At 66.9% G+C, this 23,965-nt stretch carries 22 protein-coding genes; 10 read left to right on the forward strand and 12 right to left on the reverse strand.

Going from position 1 to position 23,965, the window contains the following annotated elements; translation table 11 throughout:
* The first annotated feature begins 17 nt into the window (after positions 1 to 17).
* Positions 18 to 1,322, forward strand: coding sequence for an MFS transporter (locus QF040_RS04535; RefSeq protein WP_429610012.1), 1,305 nt, complete (start codon positions 18 to 20; stop codon positions 1,320 to 1,322).
* A 3-nt stretch (positions 1,323 to 1,325) separates the two neighbouring features.
* On the opposite strand, the gene QF040_RS04540 is transcribed toward QF040_RS04535, so the two are convergent.
* The 7 genes from QF040_RS04540 to proV all read right to left on the reverse strand — a co-directional run bounded on the left by QF040_RS04540 (position 1,326) and on the right by proV (position 10,323).
* Positions 1,326 to 3,530, reverse strand: a complete 2,205-nt coding sequence (locus QF040_RS04540) for an Ig-like domain-containing protein (protein WP_429610013.1) — start codon at positions 3,528 to 3,530, stop codon at positions 1,326 to 1,328.
* An 88-nt stretch (positions 3,531 to 3,618) separates the two neighbouring features.
* Positions 3,619 to 4,401, reverse strand: a complete 783-nt coding sequence (locus QF040_RS04545; RefSeq protein WP_429610014.1) for a hypothetical protein — start codon at positions 4,399 to 4,401, stop codon at positions 3,619 to 3,621.
* 13 nt (positions 4,402 to 4,414) lie between these two features.
* The gene (gene murI / locus QF040_RS04550; RefSeq protein ID WP_429610015.1) at positions 4,415 to 5,212 is read right to left on the reverse strand and encodes a glutamate racemase; all 798 of its coding nucleotides are present in this window, start codon (positions 5,210 to 5,212) and stop codon (positions 4,415 to 4,417) included.
* A gap of 4 nt (positions 5,213 to 5,216) precedes the next feature.
* Positions 5,217 to 6,770 carry a fumarate hydratase gene (locus tag QF040_RS04555; RefSeq protein ID WP_429610016.1) on the reverse strand — a complete coding sequence of 518 codons (1,554 nt, stop codon included), beginning with the start codon at positions 6,768 to 6,770 and terminating at the stop codon, positions 5,217 to 5,219.
* Between the two features lie 77 nt (positions 6,771 to 6,847).
* Entirely contained in the window at positions 6,848 to 7,855 is a 1,008-nt protein-coding gene (proX, locus tag QF040_RS04560) for a glycine betaine/L-proline ABC transporter substrate-binding protein ProX (protein ID WP_429610017.1), read from the reverse strand.
* Positions 7,856 to 7,878: 23 nt separating this feature from the next.
* The gene (gene proW, locus QF040_RS04565; RefSeq protein WP_429610018.1) at positions 7,879 to 9,048 is read right to left on the reverse strand and encodes a glycine betaine/L-proline ABC transporter permease ProW; all 1,170 of its coding nucleotides are present in this window, start codon (positions 9,046 to 9,048) and stop codon (positions 7,879 to 7,881) included.
* A 21-nt stretch (positions 9,049 to 9,069) separates the two neighbouring features.
* Positions 9,070 to 10,323, reverse strand: a complete 1,254-nt coding sequence (gene proV, locus QF040_RS04570) for a glycine betaine/L-proline ABC transporter ATP-binding protein ProV (RefSeq protein WP_429610019.1) — start codon at positions 10,321 to 10,323, stop codon at positions 9,070 to 9,072.
* 518 nt (positions 10,324 to 10,841) lie between these two features.
* Here proV and fumC point away from each other — a divergent pair.
* A complete protein-coding gene (gene fumC / locus QF040_RS04575; RefSeq protein ID WP_429610020.1) occupies positions 10,842 to 12,239 on the forward strand; it encodes a class II fumarate hydratase in 1,398 nt (465 codons plus the stop codon).
* A 64-nt stretch (positions 12,240 to 12,303) separates the two neighbouring features.
* Here fumC and QF040_RS04580 read toward each other — a convergent pair whose 3' ends face one another.
* Positions 12,304 to 12,921, reverse strand: a complete 618-nt coding sequence (locus tag QF040_RS04580; RefSeq protein WP_429610021.1) for an NAD(P)-dependent oxidoreductase — start codon at positions 12,919 to 12,921, stop codon at positions 12,304 to 12,306.
* Between the two features lie 110 nt (positions 12,922 to 13,031).
* Between QF040_RS04580 and QF040_RS04585 the strand changes: the two genes are divergently transcribed.
* Positions 13,032 to 13,949: a LysR family transcriptional regulator gene (locus tag QF040_RS04585; RefSeq protein WP_429610022.1), complete on the forward strand. Its 918-nt coding sequence runs from the start codon at positions 13,032 to 13,034 to the stop codon at positions 13,947 to 13,949.
* A 21-nt stretch (positions 13,950 to 13,970) separates the two neighbouring features.
* Here QF040_RS04585 and QF040_RS04590 read toward each other — a convergent pair whose 3' ends face one another.
* Positions 13,971 to 14,606 (reverse strand): YqhA family protein, encoded by a 636-nt coding sequence (locus QF040_RS04590; protein ID WP_429610023.1) that lies wholly within the window; start codon positions 14,604 to 14,606, stop codon positions 13,971 to 13,973.
* Positions 14,607 to 14,753: 147 nt separating this feature from the next.
* Here QF040_RS04590 and acs point away from each other — a divergent pair, with 147 nt between their 5' ends.
* Together acs and QF040_RS04600 are read left to right on the forward strand one after the other, a co-directional pair.
* Positions 14,754 to 16,751: an acetate--CoA ligase gene (gene acs / locus QF040_RS04595; protein ID WP_429610024.1), complete on the forward strand. Its 1,998-nt coding sequence runs from the start codon at positions 14,754 to 14,756 to the stop codon at positions 16,749 to 16,751.
* Between the two features lie 251 nt (positions 16,752 to 17,002).
* A complete protein-coding gene (locus tag QF040_RS04600) occupies positions 17,003 to 17,509 on the forward strand; it encodes a LapA family protein (protein ID WP_306876779.1) in 507 nt (168 codons plus the stop codon).
* 16 nt (positions 17,510 to 17,525) lie between these two features.
* Here the strand turns inward: QF040_RS04600 and QF040_RS04605 are convergent, their stop codons facing one another.
* Positions 17,526 to 17,834, reverse strand: coding sequence for a c-type cytochrome (locus QF040_RS04605; protein WP_307645041.1), 309 nt, complete (start codon positions 17,832 to 17,834; stop codon positions 17,526 to 17,528).
* Positions 17,835 to 17,942: 108 nt separating this feature from the next.
* Between QF040_RS04605 and QF040_RS04610 the strand changes: the two genes are divergently transcribed.
* Both QF040_RS04610 and QF040_RS04615 read left to right on the forward strand, forming a co-directional pair.
* Positions 17,943 to 18,197 (forward strand): TIGR04438 family Trp-rich protein, encoded by a 255-nt coding sequence (locus QF040_RS04610; RefSeq protein WP_013541815.1) that lies wholly within the window; start codon positions 17,943 to 17,945, stop codon positions 18,195 to 18,197.
* Positions 18,198 to 18,250: 53 nt separating this feature from the next.
* Complete coding sequence (locus tag QF040_RS04615; protein ID WP_429610025.1) at positions 18,251 to 19,075, forward strand: DUF3592 domain-containing protein; 825 nt, start codon at positions 18,251 to 18,253, stop codon at positions 19,073 to 19,075.
* Between the two features lie 4 nt (positions 19,076 to 19,079).
* Here QF040_RS04615 and ilvD read toward each other — a convergent pair whose 3' ends face one another.
* Entirely contained in the window at positions 19,080 to 20,774 is a 1,695-nt protein-coding gene (gene ilvD, locus QF040_RS04620) for a dihydroxy-acid dehydratase (protein WP_206178947.1), read from the reverse strand.
* 100 nt (positions 20,775 to 20,874) lie between these two features.
* On the opposite strand from ilvD, the gene QF040_RS04625 reads away from it, so the two are divergent.
* Positions 20,875 to 21,807 carry a LysR family transcriptional regulator gene (locus QF040_RS04625; RefSeq protein ID WP_429610026.1) on the forward strand — a complete coding sequence of 311 codons (933 nt, stop codon included), beginning with the start codon at positions 20,875 to 20,877 and terminating at the stop codon, positions 21,805 to 21,807.
* On the opposite strand, the gene QF040_RS04630 is transcribed toward QF040_RS04625, so the two are convergent.
* Entirely contained in the window at positions 21,804 to 22,736 is a 933-nt protein-coding gene (locus QF040_RS04630; protein WP_429610027.1) for a LysR family transcriptional regulator, read from the reverse strand. The two genes, QF040_RS04625 and QF040_RS04630, sit on opposite strands and share 4 nt — an antisense overlap.
* A gap of 135 nt (positions 22,737 to 22,871) precedes the next feature.
* Between QF040_RS04630 and QF040_RS04635 the strand changes: the two genes are divergently transcribed.
* A complete protein-coding gene (locus tag QF040_RS04635; RefSeq protein ID WP_429610028.1) occupies positions 22,872 to 23,645 on the forward strand; it encodes an SDR family oxidoreductase in 774 nt (257 codons plus the stop codon).
* Positions 23,646 to 23,677: 32 nt separating this feature from the next.
* Positions 23,678 to 23,947, forward strand: a complete 270-nt coding sequence (locus tag QF040_RS04640; protein WP_429610029.1) for a hypothetical protein — start codon at positions 23,678 to 23,680, stop codon at positions 23,945 to 23,947.
* The last annotated feature ends 18 nt before the right edge of the window (positions 23,948 to 23,965 follow it).

The raw sequence follows: 23,965 nt of genomic DNA on the forward strand, positions 1-23,965 counted from the left end.
GCCCAGCGCAAGGCCGCATGGCCCTGTTTCCCGCCTCCGCGCTGCGCCCCGGCGTGCGCAAGCGCGAGGTCTTCGGTTGGGCGATGTACGACTTCGCGAACTCGGGCTACACGACGGTCGTCATCACCGCCGTGTTCGCCGCCTACTTCGTGGGCGGCATCGCCAAGGGCGCGCCTTGGGCCGCCTTTGCCTGGACCGCCGCACTCAGCATCTCCTACGCCATCGTGATGCTCACGATGCCCGCCATCGGCGCCTGGGCCGACCTGCGCGGTGCCAAGAAACGGGTGTTGGTCATCGCCACCACAGGCTGCGTAGTGGCCACGGCCGCACTGGCGCTCACGCCGCGCTTTGCGGGCGCCTCGGGCGGCGTTGCAATGGCCATGTTGCTGGTGATCGTCTCGAACGCCTTCTATTCCTACGGCGAGTCCCTCACGGGCGCCTTCCTGCCTGAGCTGGCAACGCCCGAAGGCATGGGCAAGGTGAGCGGATGGGGCTGGAGCTTCGGTTATGTCGGCGGCATGCTCGCGCTCGGCATCTGCCTGGCCTACGTGCTGTGGTCGCAGGCGAGGGGATTGCCGGCTTCGCATTTCGTGCCGGTCACGATGCTGATCACGGCTGCCATCTATGGCGGTGCGGCTTGCGCCACCTTCGCGCTCTTGCCCGAGCGTGCGCAGCCGAAAACCGCAGGCGGCGAACTTGGCGCGTGGCAGCAATTGCGGGCCACCTACAAGCGGGCACGCGCCTATCGCGACTTCATGTGGCTGCTGGTCTGCACCGTCTGCTACCAGGGCGGCGTGGCGGTCGCCATCACGCTCGCGGCGATCTACGCCGAACAGGTGATCGGCTTCGTGGCGAGCGAGACGATGGTGCTGATCTTCGTGCTCAACGTCGCCGCCGCCATCGGCGCTTTCTCGTTCGGCTACATCCAGGATCGCCTCGGCCACAAGGTCTCGCTGGCGGTCACGCTGGTGGCGTGGATCGCGGTCTGCGTGATCGCCGCCGTGGTGACCACCAAAGGCGGCTTCTGGTGGGCCGCCGCCATCGCAGGGCTCGCGATGGGCTCGAGCCAGTCCGCCGGCCGCGCGATGACCGGCTACCTCGCGCCGCCGCAGCAACTGGCGGAGTTCTTCGGGCTCTGGACTTTCGCGACCCGGCTGGCCAGCATCATCGGCCCGCTGAGCTTCGGCGCGATCACCTGGGCCACGGGCGGCAACCAGCGCATCGCGATTCTCTCGACCGCGGTGCTGTTCGTGGCGGGGTTGCTGTTGCTGCTGCCGATCGACATGCGGCGCGGCCGCGAGGCTGCGCTGCGCACTCCGTAGAAATCAGGGCAGCTTGTCGCCGAACAGGCTGTTGTTGGTCAGCGGCCAGCCGACCGCCGGCGCGTAGCGCACGGTCCAGTTGGCGGGGTCTTTCACACGCGCTGCGAACAAGGCCAGGTTCGAACGGTCCAGCGGTCCGTTGTAGATCGCGTTGGTCTGGTTGGCCGGCGACGCGGTGAATGAAAAGCCCGTGCCCGCCGTCGTGATCGCATCGGGAATGGTGCCGGCGGCGCCGCCAAGCGTGAGGCTCGCAAGGAAGCTGCCGACCGCCGTGATCTTGCCGGCCTTGCCGGGCGCCAGGTTCTCGATGGTGCCTCCGGTGAAGGCGTAGATGGTCTCCGACTTCCCGATGCCGCCCGGGGACCCCAGCGTGGTGCCCTTGTCGGCGATCGGGTTGCCCGTCACGTCGGTCTGGATGGTCACGATGCTGCCGGCGGGCAGGTTCTGGTCGGCGGTCCAGACGAAGGCTGTTTCGTTCGTGATGCCGGTGAACTCGAGCACGCCATCCTTGCCGCGGTCGCGGTCGGTGAACATCACTTGCGTGCCGCCGTTAACGGCCTTGAGCAGCACGAAGGCATAGGCATCCGGCGCCTCCGCATTGCCTGCCATGAACAGCAGGTCGCCAGCGACCAGCGGCGTTGGCGCGCCGGCCGTCATGAAGTTCAGCTTCGTTGCATCGGCGATGCCTGCAAAGGCGTTGCCGACGGGATCGGTGATGGCGTTGGCGTCCACCGTCACGTAGTAGCCCGTGTCGGCCGTGAGCTTGGTGGTCGGCACGATCGTCAGCACGTTGAATGCCAGTTGCATGCGCGCGGCCGGACTGGCGGCGTTGAAGGTCTCGACGACGCTGCCGTCGGCCTTGTGCAGCACGATATTGCCCGCGCCAAGGCGGATCGCTTCGTTGAAGGACAGCACGATCGACGTGTCGAAGTTGACGCCCATGCGGCCCGCGGCGGGCGAAGCGGTCTTCAGCACCGGGCCAGCCGTGTCGACCCATGGTTGACCCAGGCGAACGACGTAGCCGTCGAACTTCTGGTCGGCCGCGTCGAGGTCCTTCGACGCCTTGGTCTGGCCGGGCCATACCGTGTCGCCGTTGTCCAGCAGCAGTTGCACGTGCGTGCCTGCCTTCACCGGGCCGGGGACCTCGACGGTCGACTCGAAGCTGCCGCCAGTTTCCTTGCGCAGCTTGTCCAGGTCGTTCGACAGCTCGACAGGCGCCGAGCCCGGATTGCCGTTCCACGAGAAGAGCGCGAAGTTGCGGTCCACGTCCGCGCTCGTGGCACCTGCCGGGCCGGCGACGATCAGGTAGTTGCCGTCCGAGCCCTTGTCGATCGAACGGATGCCGCGGCCGCCGAGTTCCAGTTCGATGGGCGCGCCGAACGCGGCCTGCGTGGCTGTGCCGCCCACCAGCGCGGCGTAGTTCTGCACCGGCACGATCAGCGCCTTGGCGCGCGTCGAAGGGCCGGTCTGCGGGGCGCGGAAGCCGAGCCACAGGGCGCTGTCGCCCGGCGCGCTGGTCATGCCCTCGACCGAGAAGCCATCGACCCGCTCGGGCACGATGCCGGCGCCCGCCGACATGGCAAAGCCGAAGTGGTTGGCGCCCAGGCCATGGCTGTTGGCGGCGTCCCAGGCCACCAGTTGCGCCTCGAGCGACGAGAACTGGCCGACATAGCTGAAGGCGGTTGCAGCGCCGGTGCCGATCACCTTCACCGCGAAGAGGTGCGAGCGGTCGGGCGCATCGCCGCCGTCCTTCTTGTTGCTGTTGGAGCCGGTGAGGTACAGCGTGTCGCCGATCCGCACGCCGGCTTCGAGGTCGAGCTCCTTGCCCAGCTTCGGTCCGTCGAGTTCGTAGCTCCATTCCTTCACCGCGGCGCCGCCGGCGCGCGGGTACACGCGCAGCACATTGGCCTCGTCGTCGGCCACGATCATGAAGTTGTCGGGCAGGGCGAAGGCGGTCGAGGCGTCCGATGAGCCCTCGGTGGTGCCGGCATTGGGCGTGAACGTCGCCTTCGAGACCAGCTGGTCCGGCTCGGCTGCCGCCGGCGGTGCCACGGGTGGCTGGGCGGCGGGCGGAGGCGCGACACCGGTCAGCGGAAAGGCAATGCCGCCTCCGTCGCTACCGCCGCCGCATGCGGCCAGTACGAGAGCGAGGGCACTGGCGAGCAGCATGGGCTTGAAGGGAATGCGGGAGGCGGAGACAGAGTTCATGGTGCGCGGTTGTTGTTCTGGACAAACCGCGCATGCTGGTACTTTCGTGTGACGGTGCCGTGAAAATGCACCGCCGTTCAGGGTCCCGTCAGGGCTGTTGCTGCAGCAGCGACTTCGGCACCTTGAACCGTTCGCCGTCGTAGCGCAGCGTCACCGTGCTGAACTTCGCGGGCAGCGTCTTCTCGATGCAGCCCTGGTCTTCCTGCTCCTGCGCATGGCTCTGAACGAGGGTGCGCGAGAGCTGCAGGTCGGCAAAGCCATTGCTCGTCGACTTGCCCACCGAGAGCATGGTGCGCAGCTTCTCGAAGTGGCCGGTGCAGGTCGAATCCCATCCGCCGTTGTCGTGGTCGAGCTCGATCTCCTGCAGCACCTCGCGCAGCTTGCTGCCGTGCTGCACGTAGAGGCGCACCGTCTCGCTGGCCAGCGGGCTCGACGGTGCGCTGCTGCCGCGGTAGCGCACACGCACGCCGAAGGCGCGTGCGTCGGAGGCAAGCACGTAGCGCGAGGTGTCGATGCGGATGTCCTGGATCGCGGTGGTGGCGTCCTCGTCGAGCGCCTCGGGCTGCAGGAGGCGGCCGATGACGGTGTCGCGCTCGGTGTTGCCGTTGTCGGGCCGCTGGATCAGCAGCACCTCGAGGTCGAAGACCTTGGCGCCCTTGTCGGTGGTCTCGCGCGGCATCGGCAGCACCACGATGCTGCGGCCGGGGAACGCCGGCCACACCTTGCAGGCCGCGAGCCGCTCGTCGAGCGGGCGCTTGGGGTAGAGCTTGGCGTGCATGCGCTCGGCGAGGCCGCTCTCGCAGGCGGCGTGGCTCAAGCCCGCGGCAGAAAGGCACAGCAGGAGCAGGGCGTGGCGCAGGAAGAGACGCATGACGGCGATGATTTCAGGCGGAGGTCGCCGTTGTACCTTGCGGCGAGATTTGCAGCCAGCGTGCGGCGGCCACTTCGAGCTCGGACTGGTCACCGCTGCTCTGGAGGATCAGCCCGCCTTCGCCGTCCGAGAGGCGGCCGATGGAGGCCAGCACGCGCCGCGTCTGCTGCGCAACCGGTGCGCCGGTGTCGATGAAGCGGAGCGTGGCCGGTGCGTGACGTTGCAACAGGTCTTTGACGAGCGGGTAGTGCGTGCAGCCGAGCACGACCGTGTCGACATCGCCGGCCGCATCGCCAAAAGGACCGGCCTCCGCCATATAGCGCGCACAGAGCGTCGCGATGGCCTCGGTGTCGAAACCTTCGATGGCTTTCACTAGCCCGTCACAGGGTACGGCGCGAACCGTGGCCGAGCCGGCAAACGAATCGCGCAGGGCCGCGTATTTGGCGCTGGCCAGCGTTCCGCGCGTGGCCATCACCGAGATGTGGCCGGTGCGGCTCGTCGCCACAGCGGGCTTGAGCGCCGGTTCCAGGCCCACGATGGGCAGCGCCGGATGCTCGGCGCGCAGCAGATGGATCGCCGCCGTCGTGGCCGTATTGCAGGCCACCACCAGCGCCTTGATGCCGTGCTCGGCGATCAGTTGTTCGGTCACCTTGCGCGAGCGCTCGATCACATAGTCATCGCCGCGCTCGCCATAGGGCGCATAGGCCGCGTCCGAGAAATACACGAAGCGCTCGCGCGGCAATTCGGCGCGCAGCGCGGCAAGCACGCTGAGCCCGCCCACGCCGCTGTCGAACACTCCGACCGGTTTCAAGGCCTCAGGCCTCTTCCATCATGATGGTCTTGAACTCGCCGCTGGCGATGCGCTTCTGCCACTCGGCCGGGCCGGTGATGTGCGCGCTGGTGCCGCCCGCATCGACTGCCACCGTCACCGGCATGTCGACCACGTCGAATTCATAGATGGCTTCCATGCCCAGGTCCTCGAAGCCCACGACCTTCGCGGTCTTGATCGCCTTGCTCACCAGGTAGGCGGCGCCGCCCACGGCCATGAGGTAGGCGCTCTTGTGCTTCTTGATCGCCTCGATGGCGACCGGGCCGCGCTCGGCCTTGCCGATCATCGCGATCAGGCCGGTCTGGGCCAGCATCATCTCGGTGAAGCCGTCCATGCGCGTGGCGGTGGTCGGGCCGGCGGGGCCCACGGCTTCGTCGCCGACCGGATCGACCGGGCCAACGTAGTAGATGACGCGGTTGGTGAAATCGACCGGCAGCTTCTCGCCCTTGGCCAGCATGTCCTGGATACGCTTGTGCGCGGCGTCGCGGCCGGTGAGCATCTTGCCGTTCAGCAGGATCGTGTCGCCGGGCTTCCAGCTCGCCACTTCGGCGGGCGTGAGCTTGTCGAGGTTCACGCGCTTGCTCTTCTTTTCGTCGGGCGCCCAGTTCACGTCGGGCCAGAGGTCCAGCGACGGCGGATCGAGGTACACCGCGCCGCTGCCGTCCATCACGAAGTGCGCATGGCGGGTGGCCGCGCAGTTGGGGATCATCGCCACGGGCTTGCTCGCAGCGTGGGTCGGGTACATCTTGATCTTGATGTCCAGCACGGTGGCCAGGCCGCCCAGGCCCTGCGCGCCGATACCGAGCGCATTGACTTTCTCGTACAGCTCGATGCGCAGCGCCTCGACCTTGCTGAGTTCGGCGCCCGAGGCCTTCTTGGCCTGCAGCTCGTGCATGTCCAGGTCGTCCATCAGGCTTTCCTTGGCCATGAGCGCGGCCTTCTCGGCGGTGCCGCCGATGCCGATGCCCAGCATGCCCGGCGGACACCAGCCGGCGCCCATGGTGGGCACGGTCTTGAGCACCCAGTCGACCACGCTGTCGCCGGGGTTCAGCATCACGAGCTTGCTCTTGTTCTCGCTGCCGCCGCCCTTGGCCGCGACCGTCACTTCGACGGTGTTGCCCGGAACGATCTCGGTGAAGATCACCGCGGGCGTGTTGTCCTTGGTGTTCTTGCGGTCGAACTGCGGATCGGCCACGACCGAGGCGCGCAGCGTGTTGTCGGGGTGGTTGTAGCCGCGGCGCACGCCTTCGTTGATGGCGTCGTCCAGGCTGCCGGTGAAGCCGCCCCAGCGCACGTCCATGCCCACCTTGAGGAACACGTTGACGATGCCGGTGTCCTGGCAGATCGGGCGGTGGCCCGTGGCGCTCATCTTGCTGTTGGTGAGGATCTGCGCGATGGCGTCCTTGGCAGCGGGGCTCTGTTCGCGCTCGTAGGCGCGGGCCAGGTGGGCGATGTAGTCGGCGGGGTGGTAGTAGCTGATGTACTGCAGCGCGGCGCTGATCGATTCGATCAGGTCGGCCTGCTGGATCGTGGTCGTCATGGTGGGGGGCTTTTTGTAGGAGGAAACACGGGAAAACGCCCCCGGATTATCTCAGCCGCCGCCCCGGGGCTGCCGTGCTACCTCGCAGCAGCCCGCGCCTCGGCGATCCAGCCGTCGAAGAGTTGCTGGTGCACCCGGATCCACCCATCCGCATGCCGCTCCACGTCCTGCTGCGTATTTGCGCCCTGGCTCATGCGCAGGTTCTGGGCGTTGATGTCGCCGATGGGCAGCTTCATCACCTCGAACAGCTTGCCCGCCGCCGGGTTCTTCTCGACGAAGGCCTTGTTCGCGACGATCTGCTCCCGGTTCGCCCGGAAGCCGTAGTTCTTGCCGTTGGGCAGTTGGGTGTCGGTCTGGCCTTCCTGCGAGGACGAGAACGGCACCTGCAGCCACACCACGTCCGAACCGGGCCGCAGCACGGCGCTGACCCAGTACGGCGTCCACGTGTAGTAGAGGATCGGCTTGTCCTGCTTGAAGCGGGCAATCGTGTCGGCCATCAGCGCGGCGTAGCTGCCTTGCTTGTGAGTGACGGTGTCGCGCAGCTTGTAGGCCGTCAGGTGGTTCTCGATGGCCAGCTCGCACCCCCAGCCGGGGTTGCAGCCCGTGAGGTCGGCCTTGCCATCGCCGTCCGCGTCGAAGAGCTTGGCGATCGCCGGGTCCTTCAGTTGCGCGATGTTGGTGATGTTGTATTGCTCGGCCGTCTTGCGGTCGATGAGGTAGCCCTGCACCGCGCCGTCCGAGTACACGCCGGTGCGCGAGAGCTTCGCGTCGCCGCCGCTGTTCTTGTAGAAGTCGGCGTGCAGCAGGCTCCAGTGATTGGCCATGAAGGTGGCATCGCCATTGGCAATCGCCAGGTGCTCGGTGGCGGGCTCCAGGTCCTTCATGGGCTCGACGGTGTAGCCGAGCTTTTCGAGCGCGCGCATCACGAGCAGCGTCTGGAAAGCCTCTTCGGCGAGCGAGCTCTTGAGGGGCTGCACGGTGACGCCCTTGCCGGGCAAGTCGTTGGCAGCCTGTGCGGTCGCGCCGACGGCGACGAAGCCGAGCGCGAGCACGGCGCGGGCGATGAGAAGACGGGTTTTATTCATGCGTTGATTTCCTCCGTGACCTGTCATTGCGTGGAAAGCGCGGGAACGGGCGCGCCCGCACCGCGCGACGGCGTGACGACGAGCCGCTGCAGCACGCGCAGTGCCAGCCCCGCAGGCCCCGTGTGCCACCAGCGCCGCCCCGCGCTGCGGCGCGACTTGCCCATCGCCTGCGTCAGCCGGTCGAGCGAAATCGCCAGCAGCACGATGCCGAGACCGCCGACGGTCGCGAGGCCCATGTCGAGCCGGCCGATGCCGCGCAGCACCATCTGGCCCAAGCCGCCGACGGCGATCATCGAAGCGATGACGACCATCGACAGCGACAGCATCAGCGCCTGGTTGATGCCCGCCATGATCGAGGGCATGGCCAGCGGCAGCTGCACCTTCACCAGCATCTGCCAGGGCGAGGCGCCATAGGCGCGCGCGGCCTCGATCAGGTCGGGGCGCACCTGGCGCAGGCCCAGGTTGGTCAGGCGCACCAGCGGCGCGAGCGCGAAGATGATCGTCACGATCACGCCCGGCACGTTGCCGATGCCGAACAACATCACGACCGGCACAAGGTAGACGAAGGCGGGCGTGGTCTGCATCGCATCGAGCACGGGCCGCATGACGCGCTGGGCCCGGTCGCTGCTGGCCAGCAGCACGCCGAGCGGCAGGCCGATGACCATGCAGAACACGAGCGAGGTCAGCACCAGCGACAGCGTGAGCATCGCTTCGGGCCAGATGCCCAGCATCGCCACGAGCAGCAGCGCCACCGTGGTGCCGATGGCCAGCGCGCGGCCGGCGAACTGCCAGGCGAAGAGGCCGATGAGCGCGATCATCGCGAGCGTCGGCAGGCCGGTGAGCAGGCCCTGTACCCAGTTCAGCGTGCTGTCGATGGGCAGGCGCACGGTCTGGAAGAAGGGGCGGAAATGCTCGACCACCCAGCCCAGGCCCTGGTTGATCCAGGACTCGACGGGGAGGGTGCCGTCCCAGAGGCGATGCAGTTGAAAACCGCTGGTGGCGGTGTCGGCTTGGCCTGCGAGCTGATGGGCCGCGTTCATGGGCGCATCGAGCCACGCGCTGGTGGCCGAGGTGTCGGGCGCCGCTGAAAGCGCTTCCCACGGATCGACGAAGGCCGCGGGCTCCGGGGCCGTGTTCAACGCGGCGCCCAGGTCGTGCATGTTCGGGTCGGAAGGCAATGTGGTGTCGTTCATCGTTCAGTTTCCTTCGTGGATTCAGTGCGGCTCGGCGGCGAGCGCGGGGGCGGCATGCGGGAAGACGGGCTCGATCGGCGGCGTGTCGCGGTCCAGGAACTTGAGCAGCGTCGTCTTGCTGATCGCACCGCAGAAGCGGCCGTCGCCCGCCACCACCGGCAGCGCGCACGGCGCCTGGGCGAGCTGGCCGATGAGGCCGGCCACCGGCGCTTCGGCGTCGATGCGCGGCAGATCGGCGAGGAAGGCGTGCTGCAGGCCGAGCGGCCCCGAATGCCCGTCGAGCGCGCCGCGCAGCGTGTCGGCCGACACCACGCCGAGGAAGCGCTTGTTCGGGCTGGTCACATAGGCGAAGTCGCGGTCCTGGTCTTCCAGCAGCTTGAGCGCCGCGCGCGCACCGCGTTCGGGGTGCTCGCACACCACGGTGAGCGACTTGCGCGCGATGTCCGCTGCCTTGAACACGGCCGCCGCGTCTACGCCGCGCACGAAGCTGCGCACGTAGTCGTCGGCGGGGCTGCGCAGGATCTCGTCGGGTGTGCCGACCTGGATCACCTGGCCGTCTTTCATGATCGCGATGCGGTCGCCGATGCGCATGGCTTCGTCCAGGTCGTGCGAGATGAAGACGATGGTGCGGCGCTGCTCCTGCTGCAGGCGCAGGAGCTCCGACTGCATCTCGGTGCGGATGATCGGATCGAGCGCCGAGAAGGCCTCGTCCATCAAGAGGATCGACGGGTCCGAGGCCAGCGCGCGCGCCAGGCCCACGCGCTGCTGCATGCCGCCGGAGAGCTCGTCGGGGTAGCTGTCGCCCCAGCCCGCAAGGCCCACCTGGGCGAGCGCCTTGTCGGCTTGCGCAAGGCGCTCTTTCTTGCTCGTGCCCGAGAGCTCGAGGCCGAACGCGGTGTTCTCGCGCACCGTCATGTGCGGCATCAGCGCGAACGACTGGAACACCATGCTGATGTCCTTGCGGCGCAGGGCGCGCAGCTTGGTGTCGGAGTGCTCGTTGATGTCGGCGCCGTCGATCACGATGCGCCCGGCCGTCGGCTCGATCAGCCGGTTCAACAGGCGCACCAGCGTCGACTTGCCCGAACCTGACAGGCCCATGATCACGAAGATCTCGCCGGCCTGGATCTCGAAGGTGGCATCGAACACGCCGATCGACTGGCCCGTCTGCGCGAGGATTTCCTTCTTCGAAAAACCTTGGCGGACCAGTTCGAGGGCTTGCTCGGGCGAATCGCCGAACACCTTGAAGACATGGTCGATGAGAATTCCTTTGGCCATATGCCGGGGCTCCTTGTTGAAAGGTTGGACACAGCGCCGCCCCGGCAAAGCACAGGACGGCAACGGTCACGCCATCAGCAGCCAATGGACCGTCCGAACAGAGAGCGCGAGAAGACGCGTGCAATGGCCCGGCGAGCCTTTGGGGCTGCCGACAGGCACTGAAGACGACGTGGCGACGAAACCAGTGCCCGCCGAATGTTGGCGTGGCAGTGGGGCCGGAAAAGATCCGGCGGGGTTTGCCGGGCAAGGCCTGGCGGGATGAACCTGCACCGCGACGGGATTCGAAGATCCGCGAGTAGTGAAGGCGGGACCTACAGCGTCATCCACATGACTTATAGGTCCTCGAAAGACTTGGATTATAACTTTTTGACATGAAGCCTGTCAATCCGGCGGGTTCGGGCGGCCGTGGTCCGTGACGCAAAGTCCGCGTCAGATGAGAGCCATTCTTATCAGGGCGATACTCTGGGCCGCGCCGGTGGGCGGCGCACCCGATTTCCCCAGACTGCGGAGCTTTTCTCATGACGACTTCCCCCAAGACCCGTGCCGAACGCGATACCTTCGGTCCGATCGACGTGCCGGCCGACAAGCTGTGGGGCGCGCAAACGCAGCGCTCGCTGCAGAACTTCGATATCTCCGGCGAGCAGCAGCCGCGCGAGATCATCAAGGCGCTCGCGCAGGTCAAGCGCGCATCGGCCGTGGTCAACCACGCGCTGGGCCTGCAGGACGAGAAGAAGACCCAGGCCATCGTGGCCGCGGCCGACGAAGTCATTGCCGGCAAGCACCCGGGCGAATTCCCGCTGGTGGTGTGGCAGACCGGCTCGGGCACGCAGACCAACATGAACGTCAACGAGGTGCTGGCCAACCGCGCGAGCGAAATCCTCGGCGGCGAGCGCGGGGAAGGGCGCCTCGTGCATCCGAACGACGACGTGAACCGCAGCCAGTCGAGCAACGACGTGTTCCCGACCGCCATGCACGTCGCGGCCGTCGAGGCCATCACCCACAAGCTGCTGCCCGCCATCGCCAAGCTGCGCGGCACGCTGGAGAAAAAGTCGAAGGATTTCGCCGACATCGTGAAGATCGGCCGCACCCACCTGCAGGACGCCACGCCTCTCACGCTGGGCCAGGAGTTCTCGGGCTACGTGGCGCAACTCGCGCACGGCGAAGCGCACGTGCGCGCCGCGTTGCCGCATCTGAGCGAATTGGCGCTGGGCGGCACAGCCGTCGGCACCGGGCTCAATGCGCCGAAGGGCTACGCGGAGCAGGTCGCCGCTGAACTGGCAAAGCTCACCGGCCTGCCGTTCGTGACCGCGCCGAACAAGTTCGAAGCCATGGCCAGCGTCGATGCGCTGGTGCATGCCCACGGCGCGCTCAAGACGCTGGCGGCCAGCATGAACAAGATCGCCAACGACGTGCGCTGGCTGGCGAGCGGCCCGCGCAGCGGCATCGGCGAGCTGAGCATTCCCGAGAACGAACCCGGCTCGTCGATCATGCCGGGCAAGGTCAACCCGACGCAGAGCGAAGCCGTCACGATGCTGGCCGCGCAGGTGTTCGGCAACGACGTGGCCATCAATATCGGCGGCGCCTCGGGCAACTTCGAGCTGAACGTGTTCCGCCCGATGGTGGCCCACAACTTCCTGCAGAGCGTGCGTCTCCTGGCCGATGGCATGGTGAGCTTCAACGACCACTGCGCCGTGGGCATCGAGCCGAACCGCGAACGCATCACGGAGCTGGTGCAGCGCTCGCTGATGCTGGTGACCGCGCTGAACACGCACATCGGCTACGACAAGTCGGCCTACATCGCGAAGAAGGCGCACAAGGAAGGTACGAGCCTGCGCGAAGCAGCGATCGCCTCGGGGCACCTGACGGCCGAGCAGTTCGACCAGTGGGTGGTGCCGGAGAACATGACGGGGCGTTGAGCCGCGCCGCACCACGAAAAAAGGACCCGCGAGGGTCCTTTTTCGTTGCCGGCCGATCGATCGATCAGTAGCCGATCGTGTAGCGCTGGCGGGAGTGCGCGGGCTTCTCGAGCTCGTCGATGAACGCGATCGCGTAGTCCTCGAAAGTGATCCAGCTGCGGCCTTCGGCGCTCACCAGCAGGTCGTCCTTGCCGAGGCGGAACTTGCCGGTGCGCTCGCCTTCGACGAACTCGGCGGAGGGCGAGAGGAAGGTCCAGTCGAGTTCCTTCTCGGCGCGCAGCGCATCGAGGAACACGCCGCCGGCCGTGGCTTCGGCGCGGTAGGCATCGGGGAAATTCGGCGTCTCGATGACCTTCAGGCCGGGCGCCGCGAACAGGCTGCCGGCGCCGCCGACCACCAGCAGGCGCTTCACGCCTGCACGCTTGACCGGCTCGATGATGGCTGCGGGCGGCACGGTGGAAAAGTGCGCGGCGCTGAACACGGCGTCGTGGCCGGCCAGGGCTTTCTCGAGCGCGGGGCCGTCGAGCGCGTCGACGTCGACGGCCTTCACATTGGCGCGGCCCGACAGCTTTTCGCTGGCCTTGCGTGCGATGGCGGTGACGGTGTGGCCGCGGCGCAGTGCTTCTTCGAGAAGGCGGCCGCCGGCGCGTCCGGTGGCGCCGATGATGGCGATGTGGCTCATGAATGACTCCAGAAAATGTCGGAAGTGGATGGGATGGGGCTCATCTTAGGTTTCTGGTTTCGAAAGAAATACCTCGAAATACGCGCTTCTTTATTCCTAAAATCGTTCGAATGGATCGATTGAACGCAATGCGGGTGTTCGTGAACGTGGTGGATTCGGGCAGCCTGTCGGCCGCGGCCGAAAAACTGGACCTGTCTCGCCCGGTGGTCACGCGCTACGTGGCCGAACTCGAGCAATGGACCGGCGCACGGCTCCTGCACCGCACCACGCGCCGCCTGAGCCTCACCGCCGCGGGCGAGGAACTGCTGCCGCGCTGTCGCCAGGTGCTCGAACTCGCGGGCGACATGCAGGCCGCGGTGCGGCATCCGGCCGAAGCGCCACAGGGGCAGTTGCGGATCACGACCGGCACGTCGTTCGCGCAGGCGCAGCTGGCCGACGCCATCGCGGACTACGTGCGGCTCTACCCGGGCGTGGCGGTCGACCTCGTGCTGCTGGACCGCACCGTCAACCTGGTGGACGAGCGCATCGACCTGGCGATCCGCACGGCGGCGGAGATCGATCCCAACCTCATCGCGCGCCGGCTCACCACCTGCCGCTCGGTGGTGTGCGCCTCGCCCGCGTACCTGAAGGAGCACGGCAAGCCGCTGCGTGTGGACGAACTGGCCCAGCGCAACTGCCTCACGCATTCCTACTTCGGCCACAGCCTCTGGAATTTCACCCGCAAGGCGGACGGGGAGCCGTTGTCCGTGGCCGTGAATGGCAACGTGTCGGCCAACGATGCCGCGAGCCTGATGTGCCTCGCGCGGGCCGGAGCGGGCATTGCGATGCTGCCGACCTACCTGACTGCAGCGCTGCTTCAGTCGGGCGAGCTGGTGTCGCTTTTCGAGGATTGCGAGCCGCAGGTCGTCGGCATGTACGCCGTGTACACCTCGCGCAAGCACATGCCGGCCACGCTGCGCACGATGCTCGACTTTCTGGCCGAGCGCTTCACCGAAGTGCCGTCGTGGGACTTGCCGCCGCCCCGCTGAGGCAGGGCGGCGTGATCTCGTTCAGTGGCGGGAAGAGCCGGCGGCGGCCGCCTGGTTCATCAGCTTGTCGGTGTAGGCGATCGCCATGGCCGAGAACAGGAAGGCGATGTGGATCACCGTCTGCGCGATCAGCACGCGGTCGGTGTAGTTGTCCGCATTGATGAAGGTCTTCAAGAGGTGGATCGAGCTGATGCCGATGATGGCGGTGGCCAGCTTCACCTTGAGCACCGAGGCGTTCACATGGCTCAGCCACTCGGGCTGGTCGCGGTGGCCTTCGAGGTTCATGCGGCTCACGAAGGTCTCGTAGCCGCCGACGATCACCATGATCAGCAGGTTGGAGATCATCACCACGTCGATCAGCGCCAGCACCACCAGCATGATCACCGTCTCGTTGAGCGTGCCCACCGGCGCGGTGGTCTTGTAGCCGATGCTGGTGATGAGGGCCTGCAGCGCGGTCTGGCTGCCGAACGCGGCCTCGACCAGATGCAGCAGTTCGACCAGGAAGTGCACCACGTATACCGCCTGCGCCACGATCAGGCCCAGGTACAGCGGCAGTTGCAGCCAGCGGCTCGCAAAGATCAGCCGGGGCAGCGGCCCCATCGGATAAGCACGGGGAGTGGGCGGGTTCAGCGGGTCGAGGGGATCGGGAGCGGACATCGGGTGGGGGTTCGTGGACGACCGGCGATTTTAGGGGTGCCCCCGTGACGCACTCGTGATAACCCTGCGAACTAACATCGGACGCGTCAGTGACCCGTAAGTGGCCCCGTCGACATTACGGCCGCATCCACCCAGGAGACAAAGAGAATGAGCAGCGCATCGAAAAACATTGAATCCGTCCTCGTCGAGAACCGCGTATTCCCGCCCGACGCCCGCGCCACCGAAGGCGCCCGGATTTCCGGCATGGCCGCCTACGACGCACTGTGCAAGGAGGCCGAAGACGACTTCGAAGGCTTCTGGACCCGCTTGGCCAAGGGCAACCTTCAGTGGACCAAGCCCTTCACCCGGACGCTCGATGAGTCGAAGGCCCCGTTCTACGAATGGTTCGGCGACGGCGAACTCAATGCCAGCGCCAATTGCCTGGACAAGCACATCGGCACCCCGGTCGAGAACAAGACGGCCATCGTCTTCGAAGCCGACGACGGCACCGTCACCAACGTCACCTACAAGGAACTGCTCGCCCGTGTGAGCCAGTTCGCCAACGCGCTCAAGGCCGCGGGCATCCAGAAGGGCGACCGCGTCGTCATCTACATGCCGATGACGGTCGAGGGCGTGATCGCGATGCAGGCCTGCGCGCGCATCGGCGCCACCCACAGCGTGGTGTTCGGCGGCTTCTCGGCCAAGGCGCTGCAGGAGCGGATCATCGACGCAGGCGCCGTGGCCGTCATCACCGCCAACTATCAATTGCGCGGCGGCAAGGAACTGCCGCTCAAGGCCATCGTGGACGACGGCATCGCGCTGGGCGGCTGCGAGTCGATCAAGACGGTGTTCGTCTACGAACGCACGCCCACCGCGTGGAACCGCGTCGAAGGCCGCGACAAGACCTTCACCGAAGCGCTCAAGGGCCAGAGCACCGAGTCCCCGCCCGTGCCGGTGAACGCCGAGCATCCACTCTTCATCCTCTACACCTCGGGCTCCACCGGCAAGCCCAAGGGCGTGCAGCACGCCACCGGCGGCTACCTGCTGTGGGCCAAGCTCACCATGGACTGGACCTTCGACATCAAGCCCGAAGACGTGTTCTGGTGCACCGCCGACATCGGCTGGATCACCGGCCACACCTACGTCGCCTACGGCCCGCTCGCGGCAGGCGCGACGCAGGTGGTGTTCGAGGGCATCCCGACCTTCCCGCATGCGGGCCGCTTCTGGCAGATGATCGAGAAGCACAAGGTCTCGGTGTTCTACACGGCGCCCACGGCGATCCGCTCGCTCATCAAGGCGGCCGAGGGCGACGAGAAGGTGCATCCGAAGAACTGGGACCTCACGAGCCTGCGCATCCTCGGCTCGGTCGGCGAGCCGATCAACCCCGAGGCGTGGATGTGGTACCACCGCAATATCGGCGGTGAGCGATGCCCCATCGTCGACACCTTCTGGCAGACCGAAACCGGCGGCCACGTCATCACGCCGCTGCCGGGCGCGACGCCGCTGGTGCCGGGTTCGTGCACGCTGCCGCTGCCGGGCATCATGGCCGCCATCGTCGACGAGACCGGCAAGGACCTGCCCAACGGCGCGGGCGGCATGCTTGTCATCAAGCGGCCGTGGCCCTCGATGATCCGCACGATCTGGAACGACCCGGAACGCTTCAAGAAGAGCTACTTCCCCGAAGAGATGGGCGGCACGATCTACCTGGCCGGCGACGGCGCGGTGCGCAGCGCCGACCGCGGCTACTTCCGCATCACCGGCCGCATCGACGACGTGCTGAACGTGTCGGGCCATCGCCTGGGCACGATGGAAATCGAATCGGCCCTCGTCTCCAAGACCGACCTCGTGGCCGAAGCCGCGGTGGTGGGGCGCCCCGACGACGTGACCGGTGAGGCTGTCTGCGCCTTCGTGGTGTTGAAGCGCGCACGCCCGACCGGCGAGGAAGCCAAGCAGATCGCCAACGAACTGCGCAACTGGGTGGCCAAGGAAATCGGCCCCATCGCCAAGCCCAAGGACATCCGCTTCGGCGACAACCTGCCCAAGACGCGCAGCGGCAAGATCATGCGGCGCCTGCTGCGCAGCATCGCCAAGGGCGAGGAGATCACGCAGGACACCTCGACGCTGGAGAACCCGGCGATCCTGGAGCAGTTGTCGCAGACAAACTGATCCAGGATCCGGCCGAAGGCCGGTCAGCGCGAAGCGCGCCGCCGGTGAAGACGGCACTCATATCGCGAAGCGATGTGATGTGCCGGCAAAATTCCGCAATCCTCGAACAGTTGTCAGAACGGCTGTAGGACGTGGCCGCCTGTCCGTCCGGCTGCGCCGGATGGACCCTTTGCCTGAGGTAAAACCCGACGGTTGCTGCGTGCCTCGACGCGCGCGGCCGTTGTGTTCGATCTTTTCAAAGGAGGCGCCAAATGGGCGTGAGATCCGCTTTCCTGTTCGTCATCGTGCTGCTGATCGCAGCGCTCGCCGCATTGAACTGGGGGACCCTCGCGGCCCCCACCGATGTCTGGCTGGGCTTCATGACCGTCTCGGCGCCGCTGGGGCTGATCATGCTGGGCCTCACGGTCGTGCTGGCCGCCTTCTTCCTGGTCTATGTGCTGTATCTGCACAGCTCGGTGCTGCTGGACACCAAGCGCCACACGAAGGAAATGCAGGTCCAACGCGATCTCGCCGACAAGGCCGAGGCCTCGCGCTTCACCGAATTGCGCAATTTCCTCGAAGCGCAGGAGAACAAGCACATGGCGCACAACGCCGACCGGCATGCGGCCCTGGTGGCGCGCATTGATCAACTCGAGACAGCGGTGCGGGTGCGCTCCGAGCAGACCGACAACACATTGGCCGCGCACATCGGCCAGCTCGAAGACCGCATCGAGCGCCGGCCGGTGGTGGTTCCGGCCGACATCAACCCTCAGGGTTGAGCTGATCAGCGGCGGATCAGCGCGGCGTTGCGAGCACCCAGGCTGCCAGCTTCTTCGCATCGGCCTCGCTGACCTGGTTGTTCGCCGGCATCGGCACCGGGCCCCACACGCCGGAGCCGCCCTTCACGATCTTGGTGGCGAGGGTGTCGACCGCACCCTTGTCGTCCTTGTATTTCGTGGCGATGTCCTTGAAGGACGGGCCGAGCACCTTGCGGTCGACCGCGTGGCAGCTCATGCAGTTCTTCGACGTGGCCAGGGCCAGGTCGGCGAAGGCGGGGGCCGCGAGGCCAAGGCCCAGGACTGCGGCGAACAGAACTCTTTTCATGGGGGATTTATTTCGTAAGGGCTGGGTTACATTCGATGCCAACGCGATTGTAGGTAGCGCCGCCCGCCGGCGTCCGGATGCGTTGACAACAACCCGGAGGGATTCGCGATGTGGTTTCTGCTGTTGGGCATCTTGAGCCTGGCCCTCAAGTATTTCGAAGTCGGCATGGTCGCCGGCTGGAGCTGGTGGATCGTGCTGTCGCCGTTCGCACTGGCCGTCGCATGGTGGGCATGGGCCGATTCGTCGGGCTACACCAAGCGCAAGGTGATCGAGCGCGAAAACCGCCGCAAGCAAGCGCGCATCGACCGCCAGAAGACCAACATGGGCGTGCCGACCAGCAACGGCCAGCGCCCGCGCCGCTGAGCGCATAGCCGCTCCCGGCAACCATCCCCGCGCTGCAACAATGAAAGCGCGCCATGGATGACGAAGCCGCCACCCACGCACTGCTCGTCTTCGGGCTCTCCCTCTTTGTCGGGCCGGCCATCGGCGCCCTCGTGGGCTGGCGCAAGAAGCTCTTCTGGGGTGTCGGCGTCGGGGCGCTGCTGATCGGTTGCGCGGGGCTGTACGGTGCGGCCACGGTCGGCTGGCAGCGCTATCAATCGATTGCCGACACGGTGCTCGTGGAAGGCAACCTCGTCGAATTCGTCGAAGAGCGCAGCAAGGACGACAAGGGCCGCACCACCACCACGCGCGCGCCGGTCGTCGCGTACACCGCCTCCGATGGCGCGGTGCGGCAGGTCAAGGGCCTGGGCGGCGGGCTCTCCGACAAGGAACCGGGCGATGCGGTCGACGTGCGCTACAAGCCGGCCGACCCCGCCCAGGCGCTGGTGGCCGATTTCCAGAACATGTGGGGCATCGTCTGGGGGCTCGGCCTCTTCGGCGGATTCCCGACGATGTTCGGCCTCTTCTTCACCGGCATGGCGATCAAGGAGGGGCGCCCGTCGTCCAACGCCTGGGACAAGGAGCCCGAGGCCACGCCCGCGCAAAAACGATGGCGCACATGCGGCACGGTGCTGGCCAACGTGGTGTTCCTCGCCGGCTTTGCCGTGTGCTTTCTCTATCCCGACGAAGATTCCGGAAAGGGGCTCGGCGCCGGCTTCATGACCATCGGCGCCGGCGCGCTGCTGCACCTGGTGGTGCAGAGCTTTCCGCCGGCGATGGCATTCGAGTCGCGCAGCATCCTCGGCATCGTGGGCCTGGGCTTCATCGCCTTCGGCTACGGTGCCTGGATGATGATGTGACCGATCAGAACTTGTCGAGCACCGCGCCCGAGCTCGCGCTCGATGCGTTGAACGCGAACTTGGCCTGCACGCCGCGCGTGTAGCGCGGGGCCGGAGCCTTCCAGCCTTCGCGGCGCTTGGCGAGCTCCGCTTCGGGCACATTGAGTTCGAGCACCAGCTTGTGCGCGTCGATGGTGATCGAGTCGCCTTCGTTCACGAAAGCGATCGTGCCGCCGGCCGCCGCTTCGGGCGCGACGTGGCCGACCACCATGCCCCAGGTGCCGCCCGAGAAACGGCCGTCGGTGATGAGGCCGACGCTTTCGCCGAGGCCCGCGCCGATCAGCGCGCCCGTGGGCGCGAGCATCTCGGGCATGCCCGGGCCGCCCTTGGGACCGAGGTAGCGCAGCACCATCACGTCGCCGGCCACGATCTTGCCGTCCAGGATCGCCTTGAGCGCCGACTGCTCGTCGTCGAACACGCGCGCCGGGCCGGTGATGACTGGGTTCTTCAGGCCCGTGATCTTGGCGACCGCGCCTTCGGGCGAGAGATTGCCCTTCAGGATCGCGAGATGGCCCTCGTCGTACATCGGCTTGTCGATCGGGCGGATCACGTCCTGGTCGGCGCGCGGCACGTCGGGCACGTCCTTCAGCACTTCGGCGATGGTCTGGCCGCTGATGGTGATGCAGTCGCCGTGCAGGAGGCCCGCGTTCAGCAGCACCTTCATGACCTGCGGAATGCCGCCGGCCTGGTGCAGGTCGACCGCGAGGTACTTGCCCGAGGGCTTCAGGTCGCAGATGACCGGCACCTTCTTGCGGATGCGCTCGAAGTCGTCGATCGACCATTCGACGCCCGCCGTGTGCGCGATCGCCAGGAAGTGCAGCACCGCATTGGTCGAACCGCCGGTGGCCATGATCACGGCCACGGCGTTCTCGATGGCCTTCTTGGTCACGATGTCGCGCGGTTTCAGGTCTTTCTTGATCGCCTCGATCAGCACCTTGGCCGATTCCTTGGCCGAGTTGGCCTTCTCGTCGTGCGGGTTCGCCATGGTCGAGGAGTAAGGCAGCGAGATGCCGAGCGCCTCGAAGGCGCTGGACATGGTGTTGGCCGTGTACATGCCGCCGCAGGAGCCGGTGCCGGGAATGGCGCGCTTCTCGATCTCGTGCAGGTCTTCGTCGCTCATGTTGCCGGCGGCGTTCTGGCCCACGGCTTCGAACACGCTCACGATGTTCAGGTCTTGCCCCTTGTAGCGGCCGGGGAGGATGGTGCCGCCGTACACGTAGATGGCCGGCACGTTGGCGCGCAGCATGCCCATCAGGCCGCCGGGCATGTTCTTGTCGCAGCCGCCAACCACCAGCACGCCGTCCATCCACTGGCCGCCGACGCAGGTCTCGATGCAGTCGGAGATCACCTCGCGGCTCACCAGCGAGTACTTCATGCCCTCGGTGCCCATGGCCATGCCGTCGGAGATGGTGGGGGTGCCGAACACCTGCGCGTTGCCGCCGGCTTCCTCGATGCCCGCGATGGCCGCGTCGGCCAGCTTCTGCAGGCCCGAGTTGCACGGCGTGATGGTGCTGTGGCCGTTGGCGACGCCGACCATCGGCTTCTTGAAGTCGCTCTCTTCGTAGCCCATGGCATAGAACATCGAGCGGTTGGGGGCGCGGCTCTTGCCTTCGACGATGTTGGCGCTGCGGCGGTTGATCTGGATTGGCTTGGTGTCCATGGTGTCTCTTCTATCGTGGGGAGATCGGGGACGCCAAGTATCGGACTTCTGATTGATTCGTTCCAATCCAATTTGGCGTGTGGATTGATATGCTCGACATATGAATGAAGCACTGATCGACCTGCGTGCCTGGCGCCAGTTCGTCGCCGTGGCCGAGGAACTGCACTTTGGCCGCGCTGCGGTGCGGCTGCACATGACGCAGCCTCCGGTGACGCAGGCCATCGCCCAACTGGAGAAGACACTGGGCGTGGTGCTGTTCGATCGCACCCGCAGGCGCGTGGCGCTCACGCCCGCCGGCGAGGCTCTGCTGCCCGATGTGCGCGAGTTGCTGGCGCGTGCGCAGGCGCTGCCCGCGCGGGCACGCGCCGCGGCGGCGGGGCAGGTGGGGCGGGTGCGCATCGCCTTCGTCTCGACGGTCGGCTTCGAGCAGTTGCCGGCGTGGGTGCGCGAGTTCCGCGTGCTGTGCCCCGAGGTGGCGCTCGAACTGGTCGAGGCCACCGGCGACGTGCAGCTCGAAGCCTTTGCGCGCGGCGAGATCGATGCCGGCCTGATGCTGCATTCGCCCGGTGCGGCCCCGCCGGGGCTTACGCGGCTGGCCGTGTCCGAAGAGCCGCTGGTGCTCGCGCTGCCGGCCCGGCACGCGCTGGCCCGCACTGAGGCGCTGCTGCTGGCCGACGTGCTGGCCGAGCCGCTGGTGATCTTTCCGCGCCGCATCGTGCCTTCGCTGCACGACGCGATCTTCGGGCTCTATCACGCGGCGGGCCGGGTGCCGCAGCTCGCGCAGGAAGCCATCCAGATGCAGACCATCGTCAACCTCGTTTCCGGAGACATCGGCGTGGCCTGGGTGCCGGAGAGCGTCACGCAGTTCCGACGGGCGGGCGTGGTCTACCGCCGTGCCGCGGAGTTCGCGCCGGCCGCCCGTCGCCGCAGTGCGCCGGCGCTCCCGGTGTGCGAGACCAGCCTGGTCTGGCCCGAGGGCGCGAACAATCCGGCGCTCGCGCGTTTCGTGGCGTTCGTGCGCGAGCGCGGCTAACGCGTCTTGCGGGGGCGAGTGCCCGCGGGCTTGTCGAGCGAGTCGGCGAGCAGCGTTTCGAGCCACCCCGCAAAAGCCTGCATCCGCCGCGAGAGGTTGCGCCGGTGCGGGTACACCAGCTGCACCGGCAGCGGCTCGGCCCGTGCTTCGGGCAGCACCTCGACCAGCTCGCCGGCCGCGAGGTGCCCGCGCACGTCGTAGGCGGGAATCTGGATCAGTCCCAACCCCGCCAGCGCGCAGGCGATGTAGGTCTCGGCATTGTTCGCGGCCACCTGGCTGCGCATGCGCAGCGTCGCGGCCTCGCCGTCGCGCTGCCACTCCCACGGTGCCGCGCGGCCGCTGGTCGGCGAGGCGTAGTTGACCGCGAGGTGTTGCGGCAGATCGGCCGGCGTTTGCGGCGTGCCGTGGCGCGCGAGGTAGGCGGGGCTCGCGCAGTTGATCAGCGTGAAGTGCCCGAGCGGCCGCGCCACCAGGCTGCTGCTGGCCAGCGGCCCGACGCGCAAGGCGCAGTCGACGCCTTCGAGCACGAGGTCCACCGCGCGGTCGCTCGAACCCAGCTCCAGCTCGATGGCCGGAAAGCGCGCGAAGAAATCCGGCAGGGCCGGTGCGATGACCAGCCGCGCGATGCGGCTCGGCACATCGACCTTGAGCCGCCCGCTCACATTGCTGTGTGCGGGCAGGAACTGCTGCTCGATGTCCTCCATGTCAGTGACAAGCGCACGGGCGCGCTCCAGCAGCGCTTCGCCATCGGGTGTGAGGCTGACGCGCCGCGTGGTCCGGTGCAGGAGGCGCGAACCCAGCCGAGCTTCGAGTTGCTGCACTGCCGTGGAGATGGCGGCGCGCGGCAGCGCGAGGCGGTCGGCCGCGCGGGTGAAGCTGCCGGTTTCGGCAACGCTGAGGAAGACCTTGAGCAGGTCGATGCGGTCCATGGCGGTACTGCCTCGATTGTTCGTGATTTTTTGAACAGTCTAGCGGCGTTCGCTCGCTTTATCTCGATGCTTTCAATCAATAGACTGCGGCTTCCCGTCACACATCCACGCTTTTCTTCAACAGGAGTTCATTCCATGTCCGCACGCACCCTCAAGAACAAGGTCGCCGTCATCGCCGGCGGCGGCAAGAACCTCGGCGCACTCATCGGCCACCAGCTGGTCGACGGCGGCGCCCGCGGCATCGCCATCCACTACAACAGCGACGCCTCGCGCGGCGATGCCGAGAAAACCGCCGTGGCGCTCAAGGCCAAGGGCGCCGACACGCTGCTGGTGCAGGGCGACCTCTCGGTGGTGGAGAACAACGTCAAGCTGTTCGACCAGGCCGTGAAGCACTTCGGCCAGGTCGACATCGCGATCAACACCGCGGGCGTGGTCATCAAGAAGCCGATCCTCGACGTGACCGAGGCCGACTACGACAAGAGCTTCGACGCCAACGCCAAGGCCGCGTTCTTCTTCATCCAGCAGGCCGGCCGCACGATGGCCGATGGCGGAAGCATCGTGACGATCGTGAGCTCGCTGCTGGCGGCCTACACGCCGTTCTATTCGATCTACCCGGGCTCCAAGGCCGCCGTGGAGCACTACACCCGCGCAGCCTCCAAGGAGTTCGGCGATCGCGGCATCTCGGTCAACGGCATCGGCCCCGGCCCGATGGACACGCCGTTCTTCTACGGCCAGGAGAGCAAGGAAGCCGTCGAATACCACAGCAGCGCCGCGGCGCTCAGCAAGTTCTCCAAGAAGGGACTGACCGACATCGAGGACATCGCGCCCATCGTGCGTTTTCTCGTCACCGAAGGCTGGTGGATCACCGGCCAGACGATTCTTGCCAACGGTGGCTACACCACCCGCTGATCCCGCAAGATCGCGCCCGGAGGACAACGCATATGCACACAGTCATGGTGATGGGTGGCGGCTTCGTGCTGCTGGTGGTGTTTCTCTTGGCCAGCCGCTTCATCGGCGATGGCTCTTCGCTGGCGCTGGCCACCGCCGCCAAGTGGTTCATTCCGGCGTGGTTCGTCGGCGCGGGCATCAACATGGCGGTGGGCGTGATCAAGGCGGGGTACTCGGTGGGCGAGGAGCTGCCGATTTTTCTCTTCATCTTCGCGGTGCCGGCCGTGGTGGCGGGCCTCCTGTGGTGGAAGTTCGGGCGCTGAGATTGCCTTGAATGCCCC

Origin of the sequence: Variovorax sp. W2I14 (assembly GCF_050435205.1) — a bacterium.
Classification (GTDB): Bacteria; Pseudomonadota; Gammaproteobacteria; order Burkholderiales; family Burkholderiaceae_C; genus Variovorax; species Variovorax paradoxus_C.